Below are 23,777 nucleotides of genomic sequence, written 5' to 3' on the forward strand. Positions count from 1 at the left end.
GTTACACTTAAAATTATTACCTAAGTGAATGATGGATAAACTATGCCTGAAAGAAAATTTAGATTGGTTACGCGAAGTGATTTCGATGGACTGGTATGTGCAGTTTTATTGAAAGATTTAGACTTAATTGACGATATTTTGTTTGTTCATCCAAAAGACATGCAAGACGGTAAAATTGATATTACCGAGAATGATATCACCACTAACCTGCCTTACGTTGCGGGTTGCCATATTGCCTTCGACCATCACTTAAGTGAAACAGTGCGTAACTCAGGCGATATTGATAATCACATCATTGATCCGAAAGCGCCGTCGGCGGCGCGCGTTGTTTACGACTATTACGGTGGTGCAGATAAATTTCCTAATATCTCAGTAGATATGATGGACGCGGTAGATAAAGGAGACTCTGCACAGTTTAGCGAAGAAGAAATCCTTGAGCCCACAGATTGGGTGCTCATGAATTTCATTATGGATGCGCGAACTGGGCTTGGTCGTTTCAGAGATTTCAAAATCTCTAACTATCAGCTAATGATGAAGCTAATAGATGCGTGCAAAGACCACAGCATTGAAGAAATACTGCAAATGGAAGACGTGGCCGAGCGCGTGAGTTTGTATCACGAGCACAATGAAATGGCGAAGGCGCAAATTGCCAAGTGTTCTACCGTATACGACAACTTAGTTGTGCTTGATTTAACCGACCAAGAAACCATTTACGCGACAAACCGGTTTGTTATTTATGCCATGTACCCCGACTGCAATATCTCTATTCACAAGATGTGGGGGCTGAAAAAGCAAAACGTGGTATTTGCTATTGGTAAATCCATTACTAATCGTAGCTCAAAAACCAATGTGGGAGAGTTGTGCTTAAAGTATGGCGGCGGTGGTCACATGAACGCAGGTACATGTCAGGTTGAAACCAGCAAAGCCGAAACTGTACTCGGCGAGCTTATCGAAACCATCACGAGTGATGGCTAAAGCTAATTGAATAAGAACGGTGGGGCAGAAAAAGTACTCTGACCCCATTTTTTTTATTGCGTTAGCCTCACTTTAAAGAATTCGGCCAGGGTTTTACTGATCACTGGGTGCTGTGTATCTTGATTGAACAGGCAAATATTTACCTTGCCTAATTTGGGCAGGTGCGGGTGGTTTAGCGCTACAAGGTTTGCCGGTAAGCTAGATTTTGCTAGAGCTGTCACGCCTAAACCTTGCTGAATGGCGGCAACCAGCCCGCCTAAATCTGCATTGGTGTAGCTGATTTTCCATGCAAAGGTTTGCTGCTTTAACTGTTCAATAACGCGGCTTCGATACATACAACCGTCGGGAGCAAGCACCAAAGGAATATTGTTGCCAACCAACGGGTGAGCCGTGTCGCCAACCCAAACTACGTCATCTTCTAACACTACTTCGCCTTCTGTCTGCTCGCCCGGATTCACCAACGCCAAAATCAAATCGAAATGATCGCGCTGCGACGGGTGAAGCAAATCACGGCTTAAGGCCGAGGTCACTTCAAGTGATACATCGGGGTAACGCTTTGAAAATTCGCCAATTAGACCCGGCAATAATGTAGAAGCAAATTCATTGGGAATGCCAAGACGCAAGCGACCGCTTAGCGGGGCAGGGGTTAAGCTGCGAAAGATGTTATCGTTAAGCTCTAGCAATTCTTTCGCTTTTGGGTACAGCCAATTGCCGTCGGCGCTAGGCACATGCCGTTGCCCAACTTTAGTAAACAGCTTGCGGTCTAACTGCGACTCTAGCTTTTTAATTTGTAGGCTTATTGCCGGTTGAGAACGGCCCAAAAAATCGCCCGCTTTAGCGTAGCCACCAAGCTCAATAACGCTAACGAAGGTGCGTAAGGTATCAAGGGAAAGCTGCTTCATAGTTAATTACACTTTCTAATGAATTTGCCTGCTTTTATTATATTTTTAAATGTAAGCGGGCGAAAGGCGTAATTTTGTATGTTTGTGCGTTCTAACCAAGTTAGGGTTGCCTTACTCGATGCGCTCCCTCTACCGATTGCTGCATAGTTCGAAGTGCAAGGGTGTTGGGGTGCGCAAGTGGCGTTGTGTTATTAGAAAAGCGCTTCATTCCCGCAAAAATGCAGTACCACGAAGGTCGCAAATAAACCAATTTGTTATCTACTTCATTAAGCGCTTGTTCAAAGCTGGCGCCTTTGTCCCACGCATTCAGCAAATAAGAAAGGGTATCCGGCACCTTTAAGTCTTCGCGACAGGCAACCCAGTAGGCAGAATCGTCGCGCGTATTTAAATAGTAATGAGCAGCAATGTAGTCCCGAATACCATCGAACATTCGGTTTATCTCAGAATTATAGCGTTCCTCTCTTCGCGAATTGTTACTTTGCCAGCAATCGATAAAGTGATGCAGTGCGTACTGCACCAGCATAAGTGCAGTGGCTTCCAATGGCTCAATAAAGCCCTGAGACAACCCTATGCATAAACAATTACCTTTCCAGTGTTCTTCTAGTCTGCCTACGGTCATTTTCAAATGCCGCGCCTGCTGATGGGGTTGGTCTGGTTCTAATGCAAGTCTAAGCTCTTCTTCTGCTTTGGCTTCAGTGCAAAATTGTGAACTGTACACATAGCCGTTGCCGGTGCGACTAGTTAGGGGAATGTGCCACTGCCAGCCGTGACTAAGCGCAATAGAGCGAGTTTGTAATGCAGTTTCTGGTGATGCTGTCGCGTCGCTGGCAATGGCTACGGCAGCATCGTTAAACAAGGTGTCGGCATAGCTTATAAACTTTCGCGACAGGGCTTGTTTGCCAAGAAGCCCACGAAACCCCGAGCAATCAATAAAAAAGTCTGCGCTTAATGTATTTCCGTCATCCAGTTTTAGCGAGTTAATAGTGTGCTCATGACTTTCAACATTTGCCACAGTGCCTATTTGATGAGACACCCCTTTGTTTAGCGCGTATTCTTTTAAGAAGTCACCCAACAGCCCTGCATCAAAATGATAGGCGTAATCAATATTCGCAGAACTACAAATGGCGTCGGGCGTAATGCTTTTTTCTACCATATGCGCAGCAGTAAAGTAGTGCGACGGATTAATGTCGTGCGAAGCGCCTTTTCTGTATTCATTTACCGCGCTGAAGTACATATCCGCGGTGGGAATATCTAAAGAAGAGAAGAATGGGTGAAAATAGCTGTCTGAATCGGTGAACGCGGGGCGCGTTGTTTTTGATTCAGCCGTTGTAGTCCAACGCTCAAAGCTAATGCCCATCTTATACGTGGCGCTGCACTTCAGCATCCACTCACTTTCATTTATTCCCAAAAACTCAAAAAAGTGGCGCAGATAAGGCGTTGAACCTTCGCCTACGCCAACGGTGCTGATAACCGCAGATTCAAGAAGCGTTATTTTAGGGGCGGGGGCAGGTACATTATTGTTATTGGCCATCAACTCGGCGGTTCTTGCTAAGTAGCCCGCCGTCATCCAGCCTGCTGTTCCGCCACCCACAATCACGATTTCTTGAGGTAATTTGTTCATTACTGTTTCTCGGTTGACGCGCGCACTACCAGTTCCGGGATGAAAGTATGGTTAAGATTGTCGTGGGCAGCTTTGGCTTTCTTAGCTCGTAAATACTGAATTAACGACGCCGCAGCGTGCTGCGCTATCTCATTAGTTGGCTGAGATGCCGTAGTTAACGGCGGAAAGGTCTGTCGGGAAAAGGGGCTGTTCTCAAACCCGGCAATTGCGAGTTCTTGAGGAACATCTACCCCCTTCATTCTTGCACCAAACAACGTACCCGCTGCAATCTCATCGTTACACGCAAACACAGCGGTAGGGTGCGGCGACATGGCAAGCAGCGTTTCAGAACTTTTTACCCCAGTTTCAAATGAGTAGGTGCCTTTAATAATTAACGACTCATCAATTGCAATACCCGCTTTTTCTAACGCCGCTTTGTAGCCGTTCAAACGCTCAATGGTGGATTTGTGAATTTCTTCACCGGCAATAAACGCAATGTTTTTGTGACCCTGGCCAATAAGGTGCTCAGTAATATCGTATGCCGCTTTGAAGTCGTTCACCAACACGTAGGGGAGGGGCGATGGAAAGAGGCCGTCTCCAGATAAAATACGCACATAACTTATTTGGTTTTGATCAAGTTCCGATAATACCTCGGGCATTTCTGATAGCGGAGGCGAAAGGATAAGGCCAGCCAATTGCGCGGTGTCTACCATGTCCACCAGTTCTTTCGCTATGTTTTTAGAGCTTGCATCGCACGGGTGAATTAACAATTCGAAATTGTTTTTGCGACACACATCCAATATGCCTTTTTGCATATCGATTATGTAGTAAGCGTTGGGGTTGTCGTATACGTAACCCAGTACCGATGCTCCTTTACTTGCTAAGTCTCGTGCTGCCTTATTCGGCGTGTATTTTAAGGCCTTTATCGCCTCTTCAACACGTTGCAAGGTGTCGGGTTTTACCGTGCCTTCCTTGTTAATTACGCGCGAAACGGTCTTTATCGAAACACCCGCCATTTCGGCAACACTTTTGATGGTAGCAGCCAAATTCGATCTCACTCTAAAAATTGGTTTAATTTTCAACAATTAAGAAGCTTGTATTACTTTTTTGTTAAAAAATTAATTGCAGCCTTACATTGTGTCATGTAAGTTAACATTCAATGACAGCGTTGTCATCAAAAAGCTGTACCCCACAACAACGCCTGTCATTTTATTATTTCAATAAATGACAGCGTTGTCATTTTTGGCTGAGAGAAGGTAAATACAATGTTCAAAAACCAACAACATAAACTAACAAGAAGTGTTCGCCTCGCCATAGCTATGGGCGCATTAACAAGTATTTCAGCACCTATTGCGGTAGCACAGGAAGCAGGTGAAACTGAAATCATCGAAGTCACAGGGATCCGCGGAAGCCAAAAGGCCAACATCAATGCAAAGCGTTTTTCTAACGCCATTGTTGACGCTATCACTGCTGAAGACATTGGTAAGTTCCCCGATAAAAACGTGGCAGAAACACTAGCCCGTGTTCCGGGTATTACCATCGACCGCGATTTTGGTGAAGGACAAGGCGTAACTATACGCGGCGTTCAGCCAGACCAAAACTTGACTCTAGTGAACGGTCAAGCCGTGGGAACCGGTCAGTGGTTTGTGTTATCAGACGCAACCCGTAACTTTAACTTCGAAATTTTAGCGTCAGAAATGATTGCAGGTTTAGAAGTGTACAAGTCGTCTCAGGCAGACATTGATGAAGGCGCATTGGGCGGAACGGTAATTCTGAAAACACGTAAACCGTTCGACCTTGACGCTAATTCTGGGCAAATCTCGGTAGAAGGCCAGTATGGTGATATCGCCGATTCACTCGACCCAACGCTATCTGGTTTGTACAGCTGGAAAAACGATGACGAAACCTTTGGTATTCTTTTCTCAGGCTCTTATCAAGAAAGAACGGTAGAGCGTGAAACTAACGAAGACTTCGGCTGGTTCGGCCCTAGCATTCCTCGTATCGACCCACTTATTGAAGCTCCTGTTGGCGCTTCACAAAAAGGCGCTATTCCATGGGGGATGGGCTCAGCGTTGTTTAAGCAAGATCGTGAGCGCGTTGGTTTTGATGTAACTGCCCAATGGGCACCTACCGACGACTTCGATGTGTCTGTCCACTATTTATCGTCAACGCTTAAAGCTGACAACGTAAACTCTAACTTAATTGGTATTCCGTTTCGCGGTGTGGCGTACACAGGTACTGACACCAGCCCGGGTACGGTGAGCAGCGACAACGTAGTAGAGTCGCTTAGCATGATGGGTGTAGATAACCGCCCTGAGTGGGCGCGCTTTATGGCGTATGACAACATCTTCCGCGATGGTTCTGAAATGTCTACCGAGATTGTAGATATTGAGGGGCACTACCTAATGGGTGATGGCAAGTTGCACTTCCAGTTAGGTACAACTACCGGTGAAGGCGAAAACCGAGATTTCTTTACTGAATTTTGGGCTAGCGCAAACGACCCGCGTGCAGCCATCGATTTTTACAACCCAGGTGGCGACAACCCGTATATCGATTTTACAACGGCAAGCCCATGGCTAGCTAACCCAACGGATGAAATGTGGTTGGGAGGAATATTCGACCAGCTAAATGCAACGGAAGATAAAGAAAACTATATCCAGTTTGATTACGAGCATTCAGTAGACTGGGGTGCAGTAACCGAAATCAAAACGGGTATTAAGCGTCGCGATCGTAGCTTTGCGCAATCTCGCTACAGAACTGACTTGGCCAATTTAGCGCCGGTGGGTGAAGGTAGCCTTGGCCCCGCGTCATCGTTTTGGAATGGCGACATGATTAACGTGTCTCACGACAACACCAACGGCGTGGCTGCCAGCTATTTCTTCCCTGACAAAGACAGCATGTACAACGCATTATATAGCGTAGCCGAATGTGCTGATGACACTACTATACTTTGCCGCCGTACCAATGAATTCTTAGATGAATCTTCATTTGAGATAGAAGAAGATATTACTGCACTTTACGCCATGGCGAAATTTAGTGGCGATGGTTTCAGAGGTAATGTGGGTATGCGTTACGTTGAGACCGATTCAACATCGAACGGTTACGACCTAACAACAGGCGAAGCGGTAGCGTTTGACGGTGGTTACAACGAATGGCTGCCAAGCATCAACTTGTCGTACGACTTATCTGAAGATGTGTTACTACGTATGGCGGCAGCACGCGTGCTTACTCGTCCAGCACCGTTTCAATTAGCACCTGCGGTAAACTTAACGCCTGAAACTAGCTCTGGCTCTGCTGGTAACCCGCAGCTTAACCCGCTAACTGCTAACCAATTTGAAGTGGGTGCAGAATGGTACTTTAGCGAATCGTCGGTAGCCGCGGTAACGGTGTTCAAGAAAGATATTAACGACTTTATTTTTACCAAAACCGTATCTCGTGAAATTGATGGTCAGCAAATCAATCAGCTAAGAACGCCAGAGAATGGCGGTTCAACCTCTATCGACGGTATCGAAATGCAAATTCAGCATGTGTTCGACAACGGTTTCGGTGGCTACGCTAACTACACCTACACTGATGTGGCCGACGCACAAGTAGATGAAGCGGTTGCCGTTACAGACGATGACGGCAACATCATTGGTGCTACTATCGCAACGCGCTCAGTAAGCTTTCCGAACACGTCAAAAGACTCGTTTAACGTAGGTGTGTTCTACGAAACTGATCTTTACAGCGCGCGCTTAAACTACAACTACCGCTCTGAGTACTTTATTGCACAAGCAGAAATTGGCGATCAGTACCGCGACGAACAGTCACAGCTTGATGCGCAGATAAGCTGGAACGTGACAGAAACCATTACACTTAAAGCTGAAGCCCTTAACCTTACCGACGAAATCTGGGAGAACTACTATGTTCGAAGCAGTGACGGTAAGCGACTTGGTGGAACGCAAAGTGCTAATGGACGCCGTTTCTTCATTGGCGCTAGCATGAAGTTCTAGTTGCTAGTATGTGAAGATAGTTCGTGTGTTCACTATCTTCACTTAGCATAGGGTAGGGCGTTTGCTTTACCCTTGTTTTACTCTGAAATTGTGATTTAAGGATGTGCGACGTGATCCGCAATTCGACGAATTTTGTCAAAGCGTGCTTGAGCTTATCGTTACTACTAGTGGGTAGCGCTTCGGCAATGGCTGAAACGCCTTCGCTACAGCAAGCCAGCTTGAATGCGCTAGGAGAAAGCCTCGATATACATTACGAAGTATTAAGTAATGTGGACGATAGTTTGTGCCGGGTACATATTCCAAAAGGCGACTGCTTTTCGTCAGAGCTTACGATAGCAACCATGGCAACCCCCATTGAAGCCTCTACGTCGCTTTACTTTAGTCATATTGCGCCTATTCGCGGATATGACTCAAAAAATGCAATTCGCATTGAGCATATAAACGGTGACCTGCACCGCCTGACGTTCGAAGATAAGGTGAGTGCAAGTGATCAAGTTAAAGTAACGCTATCTGCGCCTTTTTGGCACGCCTCTCGCTCGGACGCAATGCCGAACTACTATTTAACTTACCCTGCTTTATCACCGGTGGTGGTTGGCTCCACAACCCGTGTGAAAGAGCCAGGAAGCAATTTACTCATCAATCAACACACTGGCTTGTGGAACAAACAAGCCCAGTACAAACGTACTGAAAACGACAAAACACCGCTTATGGACAGCGCGTATTTATACAATAAGGGCGATTCAGCGCTAATTTCAGGTGATGCCCAGAACCGTGTTATTCCCAACGTAAATCAAAGAGATGATTCGGGGAAATTTGTTTCTGCCGCGGGCATTAATATAGATAAGTCTGATCAAGACATGCTTGCTCCAGCCATTGAGCAAATGGCCTATTTTGGCCTCACTAACCAGAAAACAGGCTTACCGCTTAAGGTTATTATTCGCAGCGCTAACAATGCGAACGTCCTTGCAAATGACCCCGCTACAATAAACTCGAAGGAAGGCTATGCGCTTAGCATAACAGAGCAAAGCGCTACGATAATTGCCAACGATAACATTGGTGCTAACTACGGCCTGTTAACGCTAATGCAAGTATTTGATGCGCAGCAAGGCCGATTTCCTATCACTGAAATTGCAGACTCGCCACGATTCGAATTTCGCGGAATGCACTTAGATATTGCTCGACACTTTCCGGGAAAAGCCGCGATTGAATCTGTTATTCGCCAAATGTTCACCTATAAGCTCAATAAGCTACACCTTCACCTAAGTGATGACGAGGGCTGGAGATTAGCTATCGATGCTTTGCCAGAGCTTACCGAAATTGGTGCGTTTCGATGCCACGATTTGTCTGAAACACAGTGCTTGCTGCCTCAGCTAGGAAGCGGGCCTTTTAAAAGTGCTACAGGTAACAGCTTTCTTACCCAGCTAGATTACATTGATATTTTAACAATGGCGCACGCGCGCGGTATTGAAGTTATTCCGTCGCTTGATATGCCTGGTCATGCCCGCGCAGCAATTGTTGCTATGAATGCGCGCTACAAGCGGCTTATGGCAGAGGGTAACTCAGATGCTGCACATGAATTCTTATTGGTAGATAAAGAAGATAAAACCCAATATGAAAGCGTTCAATTCTATTCAGATAACACCATAAACCCCTGTTTAGATAGCAGCTATCATTTTATCGAAACCGTACTTACCTCTGTGAAATCACTGCATGAAAAGGCCAACGTTCCGCTGACGCATTTCCATGTTGGCGCCGATGAAACCGCCGGTGCTTGGGTGAAATCCCCTGTGTGCGCTGCTAAAGGTCATAAAGCAGATGAAATACTGCCAGCGTTTGTTACCGAAGTGCAGAAAATTGCGCAAAAGCACAATATAGCAATTGGTGGCTGGAGCGATGGCATGGAAAAAGCCGTAAATACACTGGATAACAGCAGCGCGTATACCAACGTTTGGCATCTTCTTGCTGCGGGTGGAGAGAAAACAGTATCGCATTTCGCCAAGGAAAATATTCCGGTAGTACTTTCGTTTCCAGACGTGCTTTATTTTGACTTTCCTTACCAAAGCAATCCTTATGAGCCTGGCTATTACTGGGGCTCACGGGCAACCGATACGGAAAAAGTATTTTCGTTTATGCCCGAACAGCTGCCGCTTCATGCCGATGTATGGACCGACCGTATGGGCCACAGTTACAGCAGTTCTGCTGAGGCCGACACATCATCAGTAATCGGTATTCAGGGGCAGCTATGGTCGGAAGTCACCGTGAATCAAGACGCCGTGGAATATATGGTGTTTCCCCGACTATTGGCCTTGGCTGAACGGGCTTGGCACTACGCTCCATGGCAACAAAACGCGAAAGGTCTTCATGAAAAAGGCGGTTTAGTAAACCAGCAGGAAAGCGATTGGCAAGCGTTTGAGTTAGCGTTATTTAACCGCCATGCACCCGCGCTAGTGCAGCAGGGAGTGAATGTGCGTGTACCTACGCCAGCAGCGGTAATTAACAATGGTAAGTTACATATAAAGCCAGTGTCTGTTCTTACGATGGAGTATTTAACTTCAGGTAACAAGTGGGAAACCTTTACTGCTCCTGTTGAAGTGAAGGGGAACGTAACTGTTCGCGCCAGAATTGCGGGAACACAGCAAATGAGTCGACAGGTGCAGCTGTAAGCGCCTGTTTTTATTGGTTAAAATGACAGCGCTGTCATGTTTTACCAAGTGCATCTATGCATTTATCTATACTGAGATGTTTAAATGAGCTCTGATTTATTTTTTATTGGCATAGACGGTGGTGGCACCAAGTGCCGAGCACGATTAGAAGACGTTGACGGAAATGTCTTAGGTGAGGGCGTAAGTGGCCCTGCCAATATTATGCGCGATAGCGATTTAGCTAAAGCGTCGATAGTAGATGCGATTAATATCGCTATTTCGAATGCAGGGAACGCCAACACATCTGAGCAAATTTCGCTGTCGCAGTGCGTGGTAGGCGCCGGTCTAGCTGGCGCAAACATTGAGTCTGCGAAGCAACAGTTTGAACAATGGCAGCACCCGTTTCATTCGCTACACGTGTTAAGCGATTTACACGCCGCATGCGTTGGAGCACACAATGGAAACCCGGGAGCAGCGATAATTATTGGTACGGGTTCATCGGGCACTATGTGGCAAGATGAATCTTTTCAAGATGTTGGTGGGCACGGGTTTCCTATTGGCGACAAAGCCAGTGGGGCTTGGCTAGGCTTAAAGGCCGTTCAGCACACGCTATTGTGTTTAGATGAGTTGGAAGAAAAGGATGAACTTGCAGCAGAAGTATGTAACGCCCTGCAATCATCATGCACCCAAGAAATCGTAGCGAAATGTGCGGAATTTAATACCCATCACTATGCCGCCTTGGTAGAACGTATGCTGCCTTTGCTATACACAAAACAAAAGAAGGTTACTGCACTTTTTGAAGAAGGTGCCCTTTACATCGAGCGTATGGCAAAGCGACTTCTTGCTAATCACAACCATTGTTTAGCCATGATAGGTGGGCTTAGCAATGTTTATTCAGCCTATTTTTCAGAATCCATCAAAGCGCGTTTAGTACCCTGCAAAGCAACGCCGCAGCAAGGTGCTATTTATCATGCAAAAGCCGCGTTTAATCACAAAGAAGGTGAGAAATGAGTTTATCTATAATGGCAAAAGAAGCCAGAGAGTTTCCGTCAGTTATTGCACAGCAGTTAGATAAGAATGATGAAGCGATAAGTCAGTTAGCGGGTAGATTACAGCAACTAAACCCTAACTTAATTTATATTATTGGTCGCGGTTCGTCAGATCATGCCGGCGTGTTTGGAAAGTATCTATTTGAAACAGAAATGGGTATTCCAGTGTGCAGTGCCGCCCTTTCAATAGCAGGCATATTCAAACGCCAATTGAATTTGAAGGGGGCGGTAGCTTTTATTATCTCTCAATCTGGTCGCAGCCCAGACATACTAAAGCAAACCGAGTCGGCCAAAAACGGCGGGGCATTTACGGTTGCCTTCGTGAATGATGAAACATCGCCATTAGCCGAGCTGGCTGATGCCGTTATTCCTTTATCTGCCGGGGAAGAAAAGGCGGTTGCGGCTACTAAAAGCTTTTTAGCAACGCTGTCGGCGCTTCTTCATTTATGTGCCCGTTGGAGCGAAAATACCTCGCTATTTAATGCGCTAAAAGCCGTGCCTTCGCAGCTAGAAACAGTGATCAATGCGCCGTCTCAGCTAACAAAAGCCCATCTAGAAAATACGCGAAACACCATTGTTTTAGGGCGTGGCTTTGGCTATGCGGTTGGGCGAGAAGTTGCGCTTAAGCTAAAAGAAGTATTGGGTATACACGCCGAAGCATTTAGCAGTGCAGAGTTCATCCATGGCCCAGTGACGTTAGTTGAGAAAAAGTTGAAGCTTATTTCGTTAAATATAGAAGATGAGAGCGCACCTTTTCATCAAAACATGGTGCAAGATGTTAGATCCCGTGGCGGTGAGTGTATAGATCTGCAAGGGGGAGTAACGTCTTCACACCCAAGGCTGGACGCACTTTTACTAATGCAACGCTTCTATCTGGATATAGAGAAAATTGCCGTTGAATTAGGTTTGAACCCAGATACGCCACCCGGATTAAACAAGGTAACGAAAACCCAATGAAGACCATTATTCTGGCTGAAAAGGTGCTGATGAACGGTGCCTGGCAGCATAATCAGGTGCTAAGCATTGAAAAGGGTGTGATAGCTGACATTGCACCTCTTTCTTACTTTAAAAAAGACGCAACGGCGACAATCAACGAGCGCATACGCGGTGCAGTTATTCCAGGCTACATCGACACGCAGGTAAATGGTGGTGGGGGCGCAATGTTTAATCATGCTCCTACGCTTGAAAGCATAAACGTGATGGCCGAAGCGCACTTGAAATACGGCACCACCACATTGTTCCCAACGCTCATTACCGACGATATAGACACCATTGAGCAAGCGGCAGATGCAGTAAGCGAGGCCATTGCACAGGCGCATCCCAGCGTTGAGGGGGTTCATTTTGAAGGGCCGCACCTTTCTGTTGAGAAAAAAGGTGTGCACTTGCCACGCTATATTCGCGCACTTTCAGATCGTGAACTGGCAACCTATACCCGAAGAGATATTGGACAAGTCCTTATCACCGTTGCGCCTGAAAACGTGCCTTGCGACATCATCCGCGATTTGGTGGGGCAAGGAGTTATTGTTGCTTTAGGGCATTCAAACGCACCTTTTGAAACCGTGCAAAATGCATTAGACGCTGGGGCATCAGGCTTTACCCACCTTTATAACGCCATGTCGCCACTGACTTCCAGAGAACCTGGAATGGTGGGGGCGGCGCTACTTAACAACAGCGTGTGCGGGATAATTGTGGACCATCATCACATTCACCCGAAAGCGGTAGAGTTGGCTTATAAGGTGAAAGGGCCGCATCAATTAATGCTAGTGACTGACGCCATGGCCCACGTGGGCGCAAGCGACGATACCATCGCGTTCTTCGATACTCATATCACGCGCCAAGGTAACAAGTTAACCACGCCCGACGGGACGTTAGCCGGTAGCTGTTTAGATATGCACGGCGCAGTAACGAACAGCATTAACGACATCAATATCGCATTAGAACATGCCAGTACCATGGCAAGCGCAACGCCAGCACGCTTCACCAAAATACATGATAGGGTAGGTGAAATAGAGGTAGGAAAGCGCGCTAACTTTTTAGTGATAAACAACGACAATACTCTGTTAGAAGTGTGGCAGAACGGAAGTAAACGCCTTTGCGCTAACTAACAACATAATAATAAATAAGAGATCTTTGCTATGACAACACAAGCTCAGTCGCAAGTACCCAACGCAACAGGAATGGGGCGCTTTGTACCTATTCTAAGTATCGGTTTACTGTTTTTCATTTTCGGCTTCATTACATGGTTAAACGGGGCATTAATTCCGTTTTTGCAAATGGTGTGCGAGCTAACAGAAATGCAAGCGTTGCTTATCGCCTTTTGTTTTTACATCGCTTATGTCGTCATGGCGCTACCTATGGCAAAGATCCTCGAAAAAACAGGCTACCAGAAGGGCATGAGCCTAGGGCTTAGCATTATCGCTGTGGGATGTTTGTTGTTTGTACCTGCCGCGCTGAGCGCCATGTTCCCCGTGTTTTTGCTGGCACAATTTGTGGTAGGTAGCGGTTTGACCATACTTCAAACAGCATCAAACCCGTTCATTGTTCGCCTAGGTAACGAAGAAAGCGCTGCCGCTCGCATTGCCTTTATGGGCCTGCTTAATAAAGCGGCTGGCGTGCTGGCTCCTATTGTTTTTACTAGTCTAGTGTTAAGTGGTTTGCCTGACGTAAATCAAGAGTCGTTAAACGCCATGCCACAAGACGTAAAAGCCACGCTAATTAATGATATGTCTGTCTCACTTATTCAGCCTTACGTTGCAATGGCCATCGCATTGGGCGTACTGGCTCTGGTATTTATGCGCCTTGCATTGCCAGCCATTAATGATGAGCAAGCAGAAGGCGAAACTGCGGAAGCATCGCTTTCCTCAAATAAAGATAAAAAGATCCTGCATTTCCCACACTTAATATTGGGCGCAATAAGCCTGTTCTTCTACGTTGGGGTAGAAGTTATTGCTGGCGACACCATTGGGTTGTATGGCTCTTCAATTGGCGTAGAAAACGCGACCACGCTTACGTCATTTACCATGATTGCTATGGTTATTGGATACGCAGTAGGCCTTATTTGTATTCCTCGATTTATTTCTCAGCAAACGGCGCTACTAAGCTCTGCGGTATTGGGCGTAGTTTTTACCACATGCATTCTAATGAGCTCAAACACTGATACTGGGATCTCTGAAGTGTTGTGGGGATGGACGGGTGTGCAATCGCTTCCTTTCTTACCTAACAGCGTGACCTGTATTGCGCTTCTTGGCTTGGCAAATGCCATGGTGTGGCCTGCAATTTGGCCGCTGGCGCTAAATAATTTAGGTAAATACACTGCACAAGGTTCGGCACTACTTATTATGGGTATTGCAGGTGGGGCTATTTTGCCCATGGTTTACGGCGCAGCTAGTGAGCTAGTAGGTGGTCAAAGTGCCTACGCGATTATGCTGCCTTGCTACTGCTTTATTGCTTACTACGCCGTATCGGGCTGTAATAAACAACGCTGGTAAATACCAGTGTTATGCCGTGTGGCTCTCGGTTTAATTGTTTAAAGAAATGCGCTTTTAAGCGCATTTTTTTGTTGGTCGGTGTAGCTGCATTAATGCTGCTGCCGGATTAAATTCGGTGCTGTCTCGGTTGAAGAGACAGGTAGCTGGGGTAGTTTGTCGAATTCTGGTTAACCCCTAACTTATAATGAATATTTGCATTTCTGATGTTCACCGCATAATACATTTGCTTTTTAAATGTATTGATAAAAATTTCCAATTTGTTGCATAAACGTTAGCTCACTATACTCAACTTCGTTTTCTACCTTTCAATTCAAAAAGAGTAAGTGGAATGTCTAATACCACCGCCCTACACGCAAAGCACCTAGAAGCCGGTGCGAAAATGGTCGATTTCTTCGGCTGGGATATGCCAATTAACTATGGTTCACAAATTGAAGAGCATCACGCTGTGCGTCAAGACGCCGGTATGTTTGATGTGTCTCACATGACCATTGTTGACGTAAAAGGCGCGCAAGCCAAAGCGTATCTTCAGTACCTTTTAGCCAACGACGTGGCAAAACTAAAAGACAAAGGCAAAGCGCTATACAGCGGCATGCTTAACGAAGAAGGCGGTGTTGTAGACGACCTTATCGTTTATCACTTCGACGAAACTAACTATCGTTTAGTGGTTAACTCAGCAACGCGCGAAAAAGACATGAACTGGTTAATGAGCAAAGCAGAAGGCTTTGACGTAACCATCACCGAGCGCCCTGAATTTGCCATGATTGCCGTACAAGGCCCTAACGCAAAAGAAAAAGCCGCCACTTTGTTCAGCGCAGCGCAAAAAGAAGCGGTAGCGGGCATGAAGCCATTCTTTGGTGTACAAGCAGAAGACTTATTTATTGCTACCACAGGTTATACCGGTGAAGCAGGCTACGAAATTATGGTGCCAGCTGAGCAAGCGGAAAGCTTCTGGCAAGCACTGCTAGACGCGGGCGTTAAGCCATGCGGCCTAGGTGCGCGTGACACCCTTCGCCTTGAAGCAGGCATGAACCTGTACGGCCAAGATATGGATGAAACCGTATCGCCATTAGCCGCCAACATGGGCTGGACAATTACATGGGAACCGGCTGATCGTGACTTCGTAGGGCGTAAAGCACTAGAAGCGCAGCGCGAAGCGGGTACCGACAAGCTAGTAGGCTTGGTGATGACTGAAAAAGGCGTGCTGCGTCACGGTCTTAAAGTGAAAACAGAAAGCGGCGAAGGCGTTATCACTTCAGGTACGTTCTCTCCAACACTAGGTCACTCGATTGCGATGGCACGAGTACCAAGTGATGTTGGTGAAACAGTAGAAGTGGAAATGCGCAAAAAGTGGGTTACAGTAAAAGTGGTTAAGCCCTCCTTTGTTCGCAATGGAAAAAGTGTTTTATAAGTTAACAGAGAATAACAGGAACGATTATGAGCAACATCCCAACTGATTTACGCTATGCCGCTACGCACGAATGGGTTCGCCCTGAAGGTGACGGTGTTTTCACTGTAGGTATTTCTGAGCACGCACAAGGCTTACTTGGCGACATGGTTTTCGTTGATTTGCCAGATGTTGGCGACGCAGTAAGCACTGGCGACGACGTATGTGTTGCTGAATCGGTAAAAGCAGCGTCTGACGTTTACGCGCCAATTTCAGGTGAAATTGTAGCGATTAACGAAGACCTAGAAGATTCACCAGAATTAGTTAACTCTGACCCATACGGCGACGGTTGGCTATTCAAAATTAAAGCTGACGATGCGGCAGAAGTAGAAGGTCTACTAGACGCTGAAGGCTACGAAAACAGCATCGACGAAGAGTAATTCGTTACGCAGTTTTAAAAGAACCATAATTTGAAAAGGGGCATGAAGATAATTCAGCCCCTTTTTAACTTAAAGATTTAACGCGCCCTTGCGGCAACCATTACGAGTGCTTAACAACGTTATGTCGAATACTTCCCCTACATTGGCTCAACTAGAGCAAAAAGATACTTTTATCCGCCGTCACATTGGCCCGGGTAAAGGCGAAATTGAAGAAATGCTGTCTGCTATTGGTGCAAGCTCACTACACGATTTAATTGAGCAAACTGTACCGGCAGGTATTGCGCTACCAGAGCCACTAAAATGTGGTGAAGGGGCGACAGAAGTTGAAGCATTAAGTGAACTTAAAGCCGTTGCACAAAAGAACAAAATTAACCGTTCTTTCATTGGTATGGGTTACTACGATACACACGTACCAAACGTTATTCTTCGCAACGTGCTAGAAAATCCAGGTTGGTACACAGCGTACACGCCTTACCAGCCAGAAATTGCCCAAGGTCGTTTGGAAGCTATTCTTAACTTCCAACAAGTGACCATTGACCTAACTGGCCTAGAGCTAGCATCTGCGTCACTACTTGATGAAGGTACAGCGGCGGCTGAAGCCATGGGCCTTGCTAAGCGCGTATCTAAGAATAAAAAATCAAACGCTTTCTTCATTGCAAACGACGTTCACCCGCAAACCATTGACGTGGTAGAAACCCGCGCTGAAATGTTCGGTTTTGAAATCATCAAAGGTGCGGCAGAAGAAGCAGCAGAACACGACGTATTCGGTGCGCTACTTCAATACCCAACCTCTACTGGTGAAGTAAAAGACATCAGCGACATCATTGCTGCAGTACAAGCGAAAAAAGGGATTGTGGCAGTAGCCGCTGACCTTATGAGCTTAGTAATGCTTAAGTCGCCTGGCGAACTAGGTGCAGACGTTGCACTTGGTAGTGCACAGCGCTTTGGTGTACCTATGGGCTACGGTGGCCCACACGCGGCATTCTTTGCTACACGCGACAGCTACAAGCGTTCACTGCCTGGCCGTATTATTGGTGTAAGTAAAGACACTCGTGGTCGCCCAGCACTTCGTATGGCGCTACAAACTCGTGAACAACACATTCGCCGCGAAAAAGCGAACTCGAACATCTGTACAGCGCAGGTGCTGTTAGCCAACATGGCAAGCTTCTACGCGGTGTACCACGGCCCTCAAGGCCTTAAAACTATTGCTGAGCGCATTCACCGCTTCGCCGACATTCTTGCTACTGGTTTGAATCAGAAAGGTGTAGCTCTAAAGCACAGCACGTACTTCGACACGCTAACCGTAATGGTAGACAACAAGGAAGACGTACTAGCAAAAGCCTACGCAAAAGGCATGAACCTACGTGCTGACCTTGAAGGTGCGGTAGGTGTGTCGCTAGACGAAACTACCACACGTGAAGACATTGTTGCGCTATTCGACGTACTTCTTGGTGAAGAGCACGGCTTAACAGTGGAAGGTCTGGATGCAGAAGTAACCACGCAAGACGTAAAATCTATTCCTGAAGGTTTAGTACGTACTAGCGACTTCTTAACACACGAAGTGTTTAACAAGTATCACTCTGAAACAGAGATGCTTCGTTACATCAAGAGCCTTGAAAACAAAGACTTGGCGCTTAACCACTCAATGATTTCATTGGGCTCGTGCACCATGAAGCTAAACGCAACGGCTGAAATGATCCCAGTAACATGGGCTGAATTCGGTCAACTTCACCCGTTTGCGCCACTAGACCAAGCAGCGGGCTATCAAGAAATGATTGCCGAGCTTAGCGAGTGGTTAATTAACGTAACAGGTTACGACGCACTTTCAATGCAGCCTAACTCAGGTGCGCAAGGTGAATACGCGGGCTTATTGGCTATTCAGCGTTACCACGAAAGCCGTGGCGAAGGTCACAGAAACGTGTGCTTAATTCCAAGCTCTGCCCACGGTACTAACCCTGCGTCTGCGCAAATGGTTAGCCTTAAAGTGGTAGTAGTAGCTTGTGATAGCAAAGGTAACGTAGACCTTAACGACCTTCGCAAAAAAGCGGAAGAAGTGGGCGACAACCTATCCTGCGCCATGATCACATACCCGTCTACCCACGGTGTATATGAAGAAACCGTGCGCGAGATTTGTGACATTGTTCACCAATACGGCGGTCAGGTTTACATGGATGGCGCGAACATGAACGCGCAGGTGGGCATTACGTCGCCTGGCTTCATTGGTTCAGACGTGTCGCACCTTAACCTACACAAAACCTTCTGTATTCCACACGGTGGTGGTGGCCCAGGTATGGGACCAATTGGTGTTAAATCGCACCTTGCGCCATTCCTTCCAAACCACACGGTTGTTAACGTAGAAACGGCAGGCAAAGACTGTGGTGCGGTATCTGCAGCGCCATGGGGCAGTGCATCAATTCTGCCTATTAGCTACATGTACATCAAAATGATGGGTAGCGCTGGTCTTCGCCGTGCAACCGAAGTAGCTATTCTTAACGCTAACTATGTGGCTAGGAAGTTAGAAGGGCACTTCCCAGTGCTTTACAAAGGCAACAACGGTCGCGTAGCGCACGAATGTATTATTGACCTTCGCCCGCTTAAAGAAGCAAGCGGTGTAACCGAGCTAGACATTGCGAAGCGCCTAAACGACTACGGTTTCCACGCGCCAACCATGAGCTTCCCAGTAGCGGGTACGCTTATGATTGAGCCAACCGAGTCGGAAGCGAAGTACGAACTAGACCGTTTCATCAACGCTATGGTTAGCATTCGCCAAGAAATTGCGAAAGTAGAAAGCGGCGAGTGGGATGCGACTGACAACCCGCTACACAATGCACCGCACACACTAGCTGACATCTGTGACAGCGACTGGAACCGCAGCTACGACCGCATGCTAGCGGCGTACCCAGCTCCAGAAGTACACAGAAACAAGTTCTGGCCAACAGTTAACCGTATTGATGACGTGTATGGCGACCGTAACCTGATCTGTTCTTGCCCCAGCATCGAGAGCTATGTTGAGGAGTAGGGTGTTGGTTTAGCAGCGCTGCTGCTAGAGCTTTATTGATTTGAAAGGTGAACCTGTGGTTCGCCTTTTTTGTTTTATAGTTATAGTGCTTAGAAATCCGTTTTAGACAACTTGCAGACGGTCAGTTTCATGACACAATCTCCGAAACGGAACCTACTGCACGACACTATGCATTATCATCACTGTTAACGGCAACTCAAGCAACGCTGGGAGATGGCCTTTTCAGCGACTATATCATTCAACGTTACTTCGATTTTGGCGCATGAAGCACTAAAACACACGAGCACTTGAACACACAAAAAGATCGGATAGGGGCTTGTAAATATCTCATTGTAAATTTCAGTACCAAAGACCAATTCAATTAGCTATTTTAACATCAACTGCGTTACTGATTTCTAAAAAGTCCCCTTTGATTCACGTGCAATTAGCCTTAATTTGAGCTGGAACATTTGGTAGTACATAGCGTTAGTATTTCTTATACTCTATCTGTGCCAGAAACGGGAGTTGCTTGACTCTTTATTTTTAGGGAAATAAGGGGCGGTATTAAGCTTGTGCGAATCACTATTCGTGTTATTAAGGACAATTTATGTTTCAAAAATTTAGAATAAAAGCGGCTATAAATCGTTTGATAGAAGAGCGACTCTACGAGATTGTGGTAGGTGAAATTGCGAAAGGAAACATAAGGCAAGGGCTATGGGCTAAAGCCTTTAGTCTATCTAGTGGTGACGAGCAGGCAGCTAAAAGTAAGTATATTGAGTTAAGAGTTGACTCACTTAAAGATGAATCAACATTAATACATGCCTTAATTGAAGAATTTGAAGGTAACGGGAATACAGTTGAAACTGAGTTTGAGCAAACTACAGAAGATATTATTTTACAGAACCCAGAACCCAGAACCCAGAACCCAGAACCCAGAACCCAGAACCCAGAACCCAGAACCCAGAACCTAGTGAGGAAGAAGAGAAAAGCGCCAAGGATGAGTATCAGAACAAGCTAGCTGAAGAGAGAGAGGCGCACAGGAAGAAACTAGCTTTTAAATTGTTCCAGAAGGAAAAGAGAGATAGAGGTACTTCCTAGGCAACTTCAAAGAACTTGTAGATTTTGCTAGCCTGTTTTTATGTCTATGAATTGATGGATTGTATTAATACGGGTTGTTGTTGCTTACCTGTGATCTGACACTCTCATTTGTAGGTTTAGAAATCATTTGACGTGCCGCTTTAGACAAATAACGGACATTCTACGCTGAACTTTTTGAACTTCTGATTAGTGCATATTTTTGACTGTCAATGAAGGTTACTCGAATGAGTCCATTTGCAGACAGCAGACATCCACATTTTTGAGTCTCGTTAACGGATTACTATTTTACTTTCTAGCAACTCGTCGCCAGAAAAGTCTAATCATTCCCGCTAACATAATCGAAACCATTGGGGGGTCAGGAACATTTTGGGACGGAGCCGTGTTGGTGAAAGTGGTAATTGGCGTCATTGTCCAATTTCCCTGGTTTAGCCACCTGAAAGATAAATCAGTCACAAAACCAAGAGGATCGTCAGGGTTGACCATCTGGTCTGCTTCAATGCCTTCGATTTTGAACTTTTGAACATCGGTTGAAAAATTAAAGGTGATTAACTCTCGGCTTGTAAACAAGCGATCGTAGATATATTCACCGGCAAAATCATCCCAAAGATATAACTCAAAAATTCCATCACCGTAGTCTTCACTAATTCGCATGCTAGAGAACTGATTACCAGTTACTTCATATTCGTAACCTATGGCGACCTCTGGATCCATGGGCGTGGACACTACAGGTGTAAAATTAGAAGACCAGCCGCCATCAGCTCTGTCTAAAAGAACTGGATCCGAAGTTAAGCCCGTGTATAGACCCGACGCAGTACTAGAAAGAACTACGTTTTCAGGAAGTTCAAAGGATAATTGAATACCGCTGGTATTGTTGAAGGCGGCATACTGGTCAGGTTTGCTATTTGTAATATTAATTCCTGCAGTACTGGATAAAGTAAAACTAAGGTCTTTTAAATTCTCAGTAATATTAAAGGTCAGTTCTTCATCGATGAAATACGTTTCATTGTCGCTTCTGTTACCGTTGCCCCAACCAGGTGTGACATATTGAGCAGCTTCAGCCGATCGAATGACTTTGCTAAAATCAACGCTCCCGTCGGAATTCAATCCCCGTCCAGTGAAACTGTATCCTCCACCCACATTCTGTGAACGTCCGTTTGATAACATATCAGGAATTGAGTATGAGCCTGTTAACCTAATTTTGATGTTCGCTGACGTTAGGCCATCAAGCAAGTCAAAAGAAACGGTGTCAGTAATTGTTGCATTAGCTATTGTCTGTATTGCTCCCCCGATAATAGTTTCTGCTCCAGTGTATACAGTATAATTAGATAAGTCTGTGAGGGCTAAAAATCTTGAATAGTTGTCGTCATAAACACATGTCTCCGAAGTTGACTGACTTAACGTTTGAGTACAACCATTTGCAATATTTCCACCAACGCTCACCTGCATAAAACTGGCTTGACTGGGAGAACTAAAAAAAACAGTCAGTAAAATACAAGAAATTGAAAGATTAGACACACAGAAGTAAGGTTTCACTTTAAGTTCCTTTTAATGTTGTGTAGCAGGCGCTGGTCGAATAATTGCGATTACTTGAAAACGAACAGACAGCTCAATTTCAGCAAATTCAACTTACATTTTTTACCTAATGCAATTAATGCACCTTTACCACAAGGCCAAATGATTATGCGGCCTATGAGCAAGACACAAGTAATCAGAGTTTCAAAAACACAACAACGTGTAAAAAATTCCGACATTCAAGTGTATATAAAAACAACCAATGTGGTTCTAACGATTCTCATTCTCTCTCATGAATCTTCTCAGGATTCACTCATGAGTATAGAGCGACAATTAACTTGAACGGTTGAGAGAGAACGCTTTATGTAAAGATTCAAAAGAGTATCGGACGAACTAGAGCTATCAACTACCCCTGGTGTCAGGTGATATAGCCACTTTCGCAAAGGGCCAAAGGTAATGCTGAATGACTGTATTGTATGTGGAGCAGTCGTCTACCTGAGTTGAGATGAACTACCGCTTTATGTACTTATCAGCCCTACACGCTAACGGCATCTTGAGACATGAAACGGACGGTCAACGCCCTGTTAACAGGAAAAAGATGGTTTCTTAAAATTAGCGATGAAGGAGCAAAACCAACAGTTCCTTCCTTGTTTAACAAGTTTGATAGATTTTTATTGAACTGATATTTTTTTAAGCTTTCCATCTTTAAGTTTTTTAACTACGATTGGCCTGCCTATTTCAAATGAACCACGTTCATCAACTTCACTAATAGCTTGAGCCATAAAGGTAGTTAATTCATCACACAAGTTAATATTATTATTTATGGCTGACTCCACGACATCGTCAATTCTATTTTTGAATTCATTCCTCATTCCTATAATTGACACTTGGTTATCTGCAATTCTTTGTTTGTTTACGAAAACCTCAAAAACACCGTCACTGTTGAGGCGTTTATCCATGTCAAATTGATAAATAACATCCTCTCCAGTAGCAGGACAATTTATGCCCAAAGTAAATTCCGTATACATCTCATTGAATGCTTTTTCAGATAATCTAAATTCCTTAGCAGAGCTTAAGGCTTTATTAATTGAGTGTTCAACGACATCAACTATTACATCTGCCGTCAATAGACCAACATAGTCTTTCTCTGGAATAAATAAATCATCATATTGTGAAAATGACGCAGTTGAAATTAGCTCATTATGATCACAACTTTTCACAACGATGAAGTCACCAGACCCAACTCGTTTAGACCTATAATCAATTCTAAGCTCGCTTAAATGATTAGAAATTTGATTCAATACATGTTGAGAAGTAAGGGTGCTACCTGCGAAAGCAATAAAGCACTCACACTCCAAAAATGTTGAAAAATAACCACGAAAGTCAGATCCCACAAAATAAGGCTTCCATAACTTAATAGGCATATTAACAATTTTCTTAAAACCTTTAAGTAATGGTATTTTCCCTGCACCACCTATTGTTGTAATAACGCTGTCTGCAATTGAAAAGATCCCTGATTTTTTTTGGCTTTTATCTGTGGGGGTTCTGACGACTTCGAATTCATGTGGTAATTTTGGATATTCTGTATGAAACCCTGTCTTGTGAACGTACCCAGTAATGATTAAAGTCACTTTCCCTCCGAAAAATATAACGCCCAAAGCAGCGGCGCGCGTTTGCGCGTCCAGCCCGCAGGGTAA

At 45.3% G+C, this 23,777-nt stretch carries 16 protein-coding genes; 11 read left to right on the forward strand and 5 right to left on the reverse strand.

Annotation, left to right across the window (positions count from 1 at the left end; genetic code table 11):
- Positions 1–42: 42 nt before the first annotated feature.
- On the forward strand, positions 43–975 hold the full coding sequence (locus AWH61_RS09695; protein WP_039228034.1) for a DHH family phosphoesterase: 933 nt from the start codon (positions 43–45) through the stop codon (positions 973–975).
- 53 nt (positions 976–1,028) lie between these two features.
- On the opposite strand, the gene AWH61_RS09700 is transcribed toward AWH61_RS09695, so the two are convergent.
- The 3 genes from AWH61_RS09700 to AWH61_RS09710 all read right to left on the reverse strand — a co-directional run bounded on the left by AWH61_RS09700 (position 1,029) and on the right by AWH61_RS09710 (position 4,523).
- Positions 1,029–1,877, reverse strand: coding sequence for a LysR family transcriptional regulator (locus AWH61_RS09700; protein WP_014950370.1), 849 nt, complete (start codon positions 1,875–1,877; stop codon positions 1,029–1,031).
- A gap of 100 nt (positions 1,878–1,977) precedes the next feature.
- Positions 1,978–3,498, reverse strand: coding sequence for a tryptophan halogenase family protein (locus AWH61_RS09705; protein ID WP_075176922.1), 1,521 nt, complete (start codon positions 3,496–3,498; stop codon positions 1,978–1,980).
- Positions 3,498–4,523, reverse strand: coding sequence for a LacI family DNA-binding transcriptional regulator (locus tag AWH61_RS09710; RefSeq protein WP_014977199.1), 1,026 nt, complete (start codon positions 4,521–4,523; stop codon positions 3,498–3,500). The genes AWH61_RS09705 and AWH61_RS09710 overlap by 1 nt, the downstream gene beginning before the upstream one ends.
- Before the next feature lie 219 nt (positions 4,524–4,742).
- Here AWH61_RS09710 and AWH61_RS09715 point away from each other — a divergent pair, with 219 nt between their 5' ends.
- The 10 genes from AWH61_RS09715 (at position 4,743) to AWH61_RS09760 (ending at position 20,488) form a co-directional block, all read left to right on the forward strand.
- Positions 4,743–7,469 (forward strand): TonB-dependent receptor, encoded by a 2,727-nt coding sequence (locus AWH61_RS09715; protein ID WP_075176923.1) that lies wholly within the window; start codon positions 4,743–4,745, stop codon positions 7,467–7,469.
- Positions 7,470–7,570: 101 nt separating this feature from the next.
- Entirely contained in the window at positions 7,571–10,132 is a 2,562-nt protein-coding gene (locus AWH61_RS09720; RefSeq protein WP_249922626.1) for a family 20 glycosylhydrolase, read from the forward strand.
- A gap of 84 nt (positions 10,133–10,216) precedes the next feature.
- Positions 10,217–11,122: a glucosamine kinase nucleotide-binding domain-containing protein gene (locus tag AWH61_RS09725; protein ID WP_075176925.1), complete on the forward strand. Its 906-nt coding sequence runs from the start codon at positions 10,217–10,219 to the stop codon at positions 11,120–11,122.
- Complete coding sequence (gene nagB-II / locus AWH61_RS09730) at positions 11,119–12,117, forward strand: glucosamine-6-phosphate deaminase NagB-II (RefSeq protein ID WP_075176926.1); 999 nt, start codon at positions 11,119–11,121, stop codon at positions 12,115–12,117. Before AWH61_RS09725 ends, nagB-II begins: the two co-directional genes overlap by 4 nt.
- Positions 12,114–13,265 (forward strand): N-acetylglucosamine-6-phosphate deacetylase, encoded by a 1,152-nt coding sequence (nagA, locus tag AWH61_RS09735; protein ID WP_075176927.1) that lies wholly within the window; start codon positions 12,114–12,116, stop codon positions 13,263–13,265. Before nagB-II ends, nagA begins: the two co-directional genes overlap by 4 nt.
- Before the next feature lie 30 nt (positions 13,266–13,295).
- The gene (locus AWH61_RS09740; RefSeq protein WP_075176928.1) at positions 13,296–14,648 is read left to right on the forward strand and encodes a sugar MFS transporter; all 1,353 of its coding nucleotides are present in this window, start codon (positions 13,296–13,298) and stop codon (positions 14,646–14,648) included.
- Between the two features lie 328 nt (positions 14,649–14,976).
- Positions 14,977–16,056, forward strand: a complete 1,080-nt coding sequence (gene gcvT, locus AWH61_RS09745) for a glycine cleavage system aminomethyltransferase GcvT (protein ID WP_014999215.1) — start codon at positions 14,977–14,979, stop codon at positions 16,054–16,056.
- 26 nt (positions 16,057–16,082) lie between these two features.
- Entirely contained in the window at positions 16,083–16,472 is a 390-nt protein-coding gene (gcvH, locus tag AWH61_RS09750) for a glycine cleavage system protein GcvH (protein WP_014950360.1), read from the forward strand.
- A gap of 121 nt (positions 16,473–16,593) precedes the next feature.
- Positions 16,594–19,491 carry an aminomethyl-transferring glycine dehydrogenase gene (gene gcvP, locus AWH61_RS09755; RefSeq protein ID WP_075177119.1) on the forward strand — a complete coding sequence of 966 codons (2,898 nt, stop codon included), beginning with the start codon at positions 16,594–16,596 and terminating at the stop codon, positions 19,489–19,491.
- Positions 19,492–20,077: 586 nt separating this feature from the next.
- Positions 20,078–20,488, forward strand: coding sequence for a hypothetical protein (locus AWH61_RS09760; protein WP_075176929.1), 411 nt, complete (start codon positions 20,078–20,080; stop codon positions 20,486–20,488).
- 365 nt (positions 20,489–20,853) lie between these two features.
- On the opposite strand, the gene AWH61_RS09765 is transcribed toward AWH61_RS09760, so the two are convergent.
- Entirely contained in the window at positions 20,854–22,101 is a 1,248-nt protein-coding gene (locus AWH61_RS09765) for a hypothetical protein (protein ID WP_075176930.1), read from the reverse strand.
- A 650-nt stretch (positions 22,102–22,751) separates the two neighbouring features.
- Entirely contained in the window at positions 22,752–23,711 is a 960-nt protein-coding gene (locus tag AWH61_RS09770; protein WP_083605904.1) for a hypothetical protein, read from the reverse strand.
- Positions 23,712–23,777 lie beyond the last annotated feature (66 nt).

Source organism: Alteromonas sp. W12 (genome assembly GCF_001924945.1).
GTDB classification, from domain to species: Bacteria; Pseudomonadota; Gammaproteobacteria; order Enterobacterales; family Alteromonadaceae; genus Alteromonas; species Alteromonas macleodii.

Excerpts from the sequence above, each read along its gene's own strand:
- AWH61_RS09695 (WP_039228034.1), top strand. The coding sequence starts at position 43 with ATGCCTGAAAGAAAATTTAGATTGGTTACGCGAAGTGATTTCGATGGA.
- AWH61_RS09725 (WP_075176925.1), top strand. The coding sequence starts at position 10,217 with ATGAGCTCTGATTTATTTTTTATTGGCATAGACGGTGGTGGCACCAAG.
- AWH61_RS09705 (WP_075176922.1), bottom strand. The coding sequence starts at position 3,498 with ATGAACAAATTACCTCAAGAAATCGTGATTGTGGGTGGCGGAACAGCA.
- nagA (WP_075176927.1), top strand. The coding sequence starts at position 12,114 with ATGAAGACCATTATTCTGGCTGAAAAGGTGCTGATGAACGGTGCCTGG.
- gcvT (WP_014999215.1), top strand. The coding sequence starts at position 14,977 with ATGTCTAATACCACCGCCCTACACGCAAAGCACCTAGAAGCCGGTGCG.
- AWH61_RS09715 (WP_075176923.1), top strand. The coding sequence starts at position 4,743 with ATGTTCAAAAACCAACAACATAAACTAACAAGAAGTGTTCGCCTCGCC.
- gcvP (WP_075177119.1), top strand. The coding sequence starts at position 16,594 with ATGTCGAATACTTCCCCTACATTGGCTCAACTAGAGCAAAAAGATACT.
- AWH61_RS09760 (WP_075176929.1), top strand. The coding sequence starts at position 20,078 with ATGTTTCAAAAATTTAGAATAAAAGCGGCTATAAATCGTTTGATAGAA.
- gcvH (WP_014950360.1), top strand. The coding sequence starts at position 16,083 with ATGAGCAACATCCCAACTGATTTACGCTATGCCGCTACGCACGAATGG.
- AWH61_RS09740 (WP_075176928.1), top strand. The coding sequence starts at position 13,296 with ATGACAACACAAGCTCAGTCGCAAGTACCCAACGCAACAGGAATGGGG.
- nagB-II (WP_075176926.1), top strand. The coding sequence starts at position 11,119 with ATGAGTTTATCTATAATGGCAAAAGAAGCCAGAGAGTTTCCGTCAGTT.
- AWH61_RS09700 (WP_014950370.1), bottom strand. The coding sequence starts at position 1,877 with ATGAAGCAGCTTTCCCTTGATACCTTACGCACCTTCGTTAGCGTTATT.
- AWH61_RS09720 (WP_249922626.1), top strand. The coding sequence starts at position 7,571 with ATGTGCGACGTGATCCGCAATTCGACGAATTTTGTCAAAGCGTGCTTG.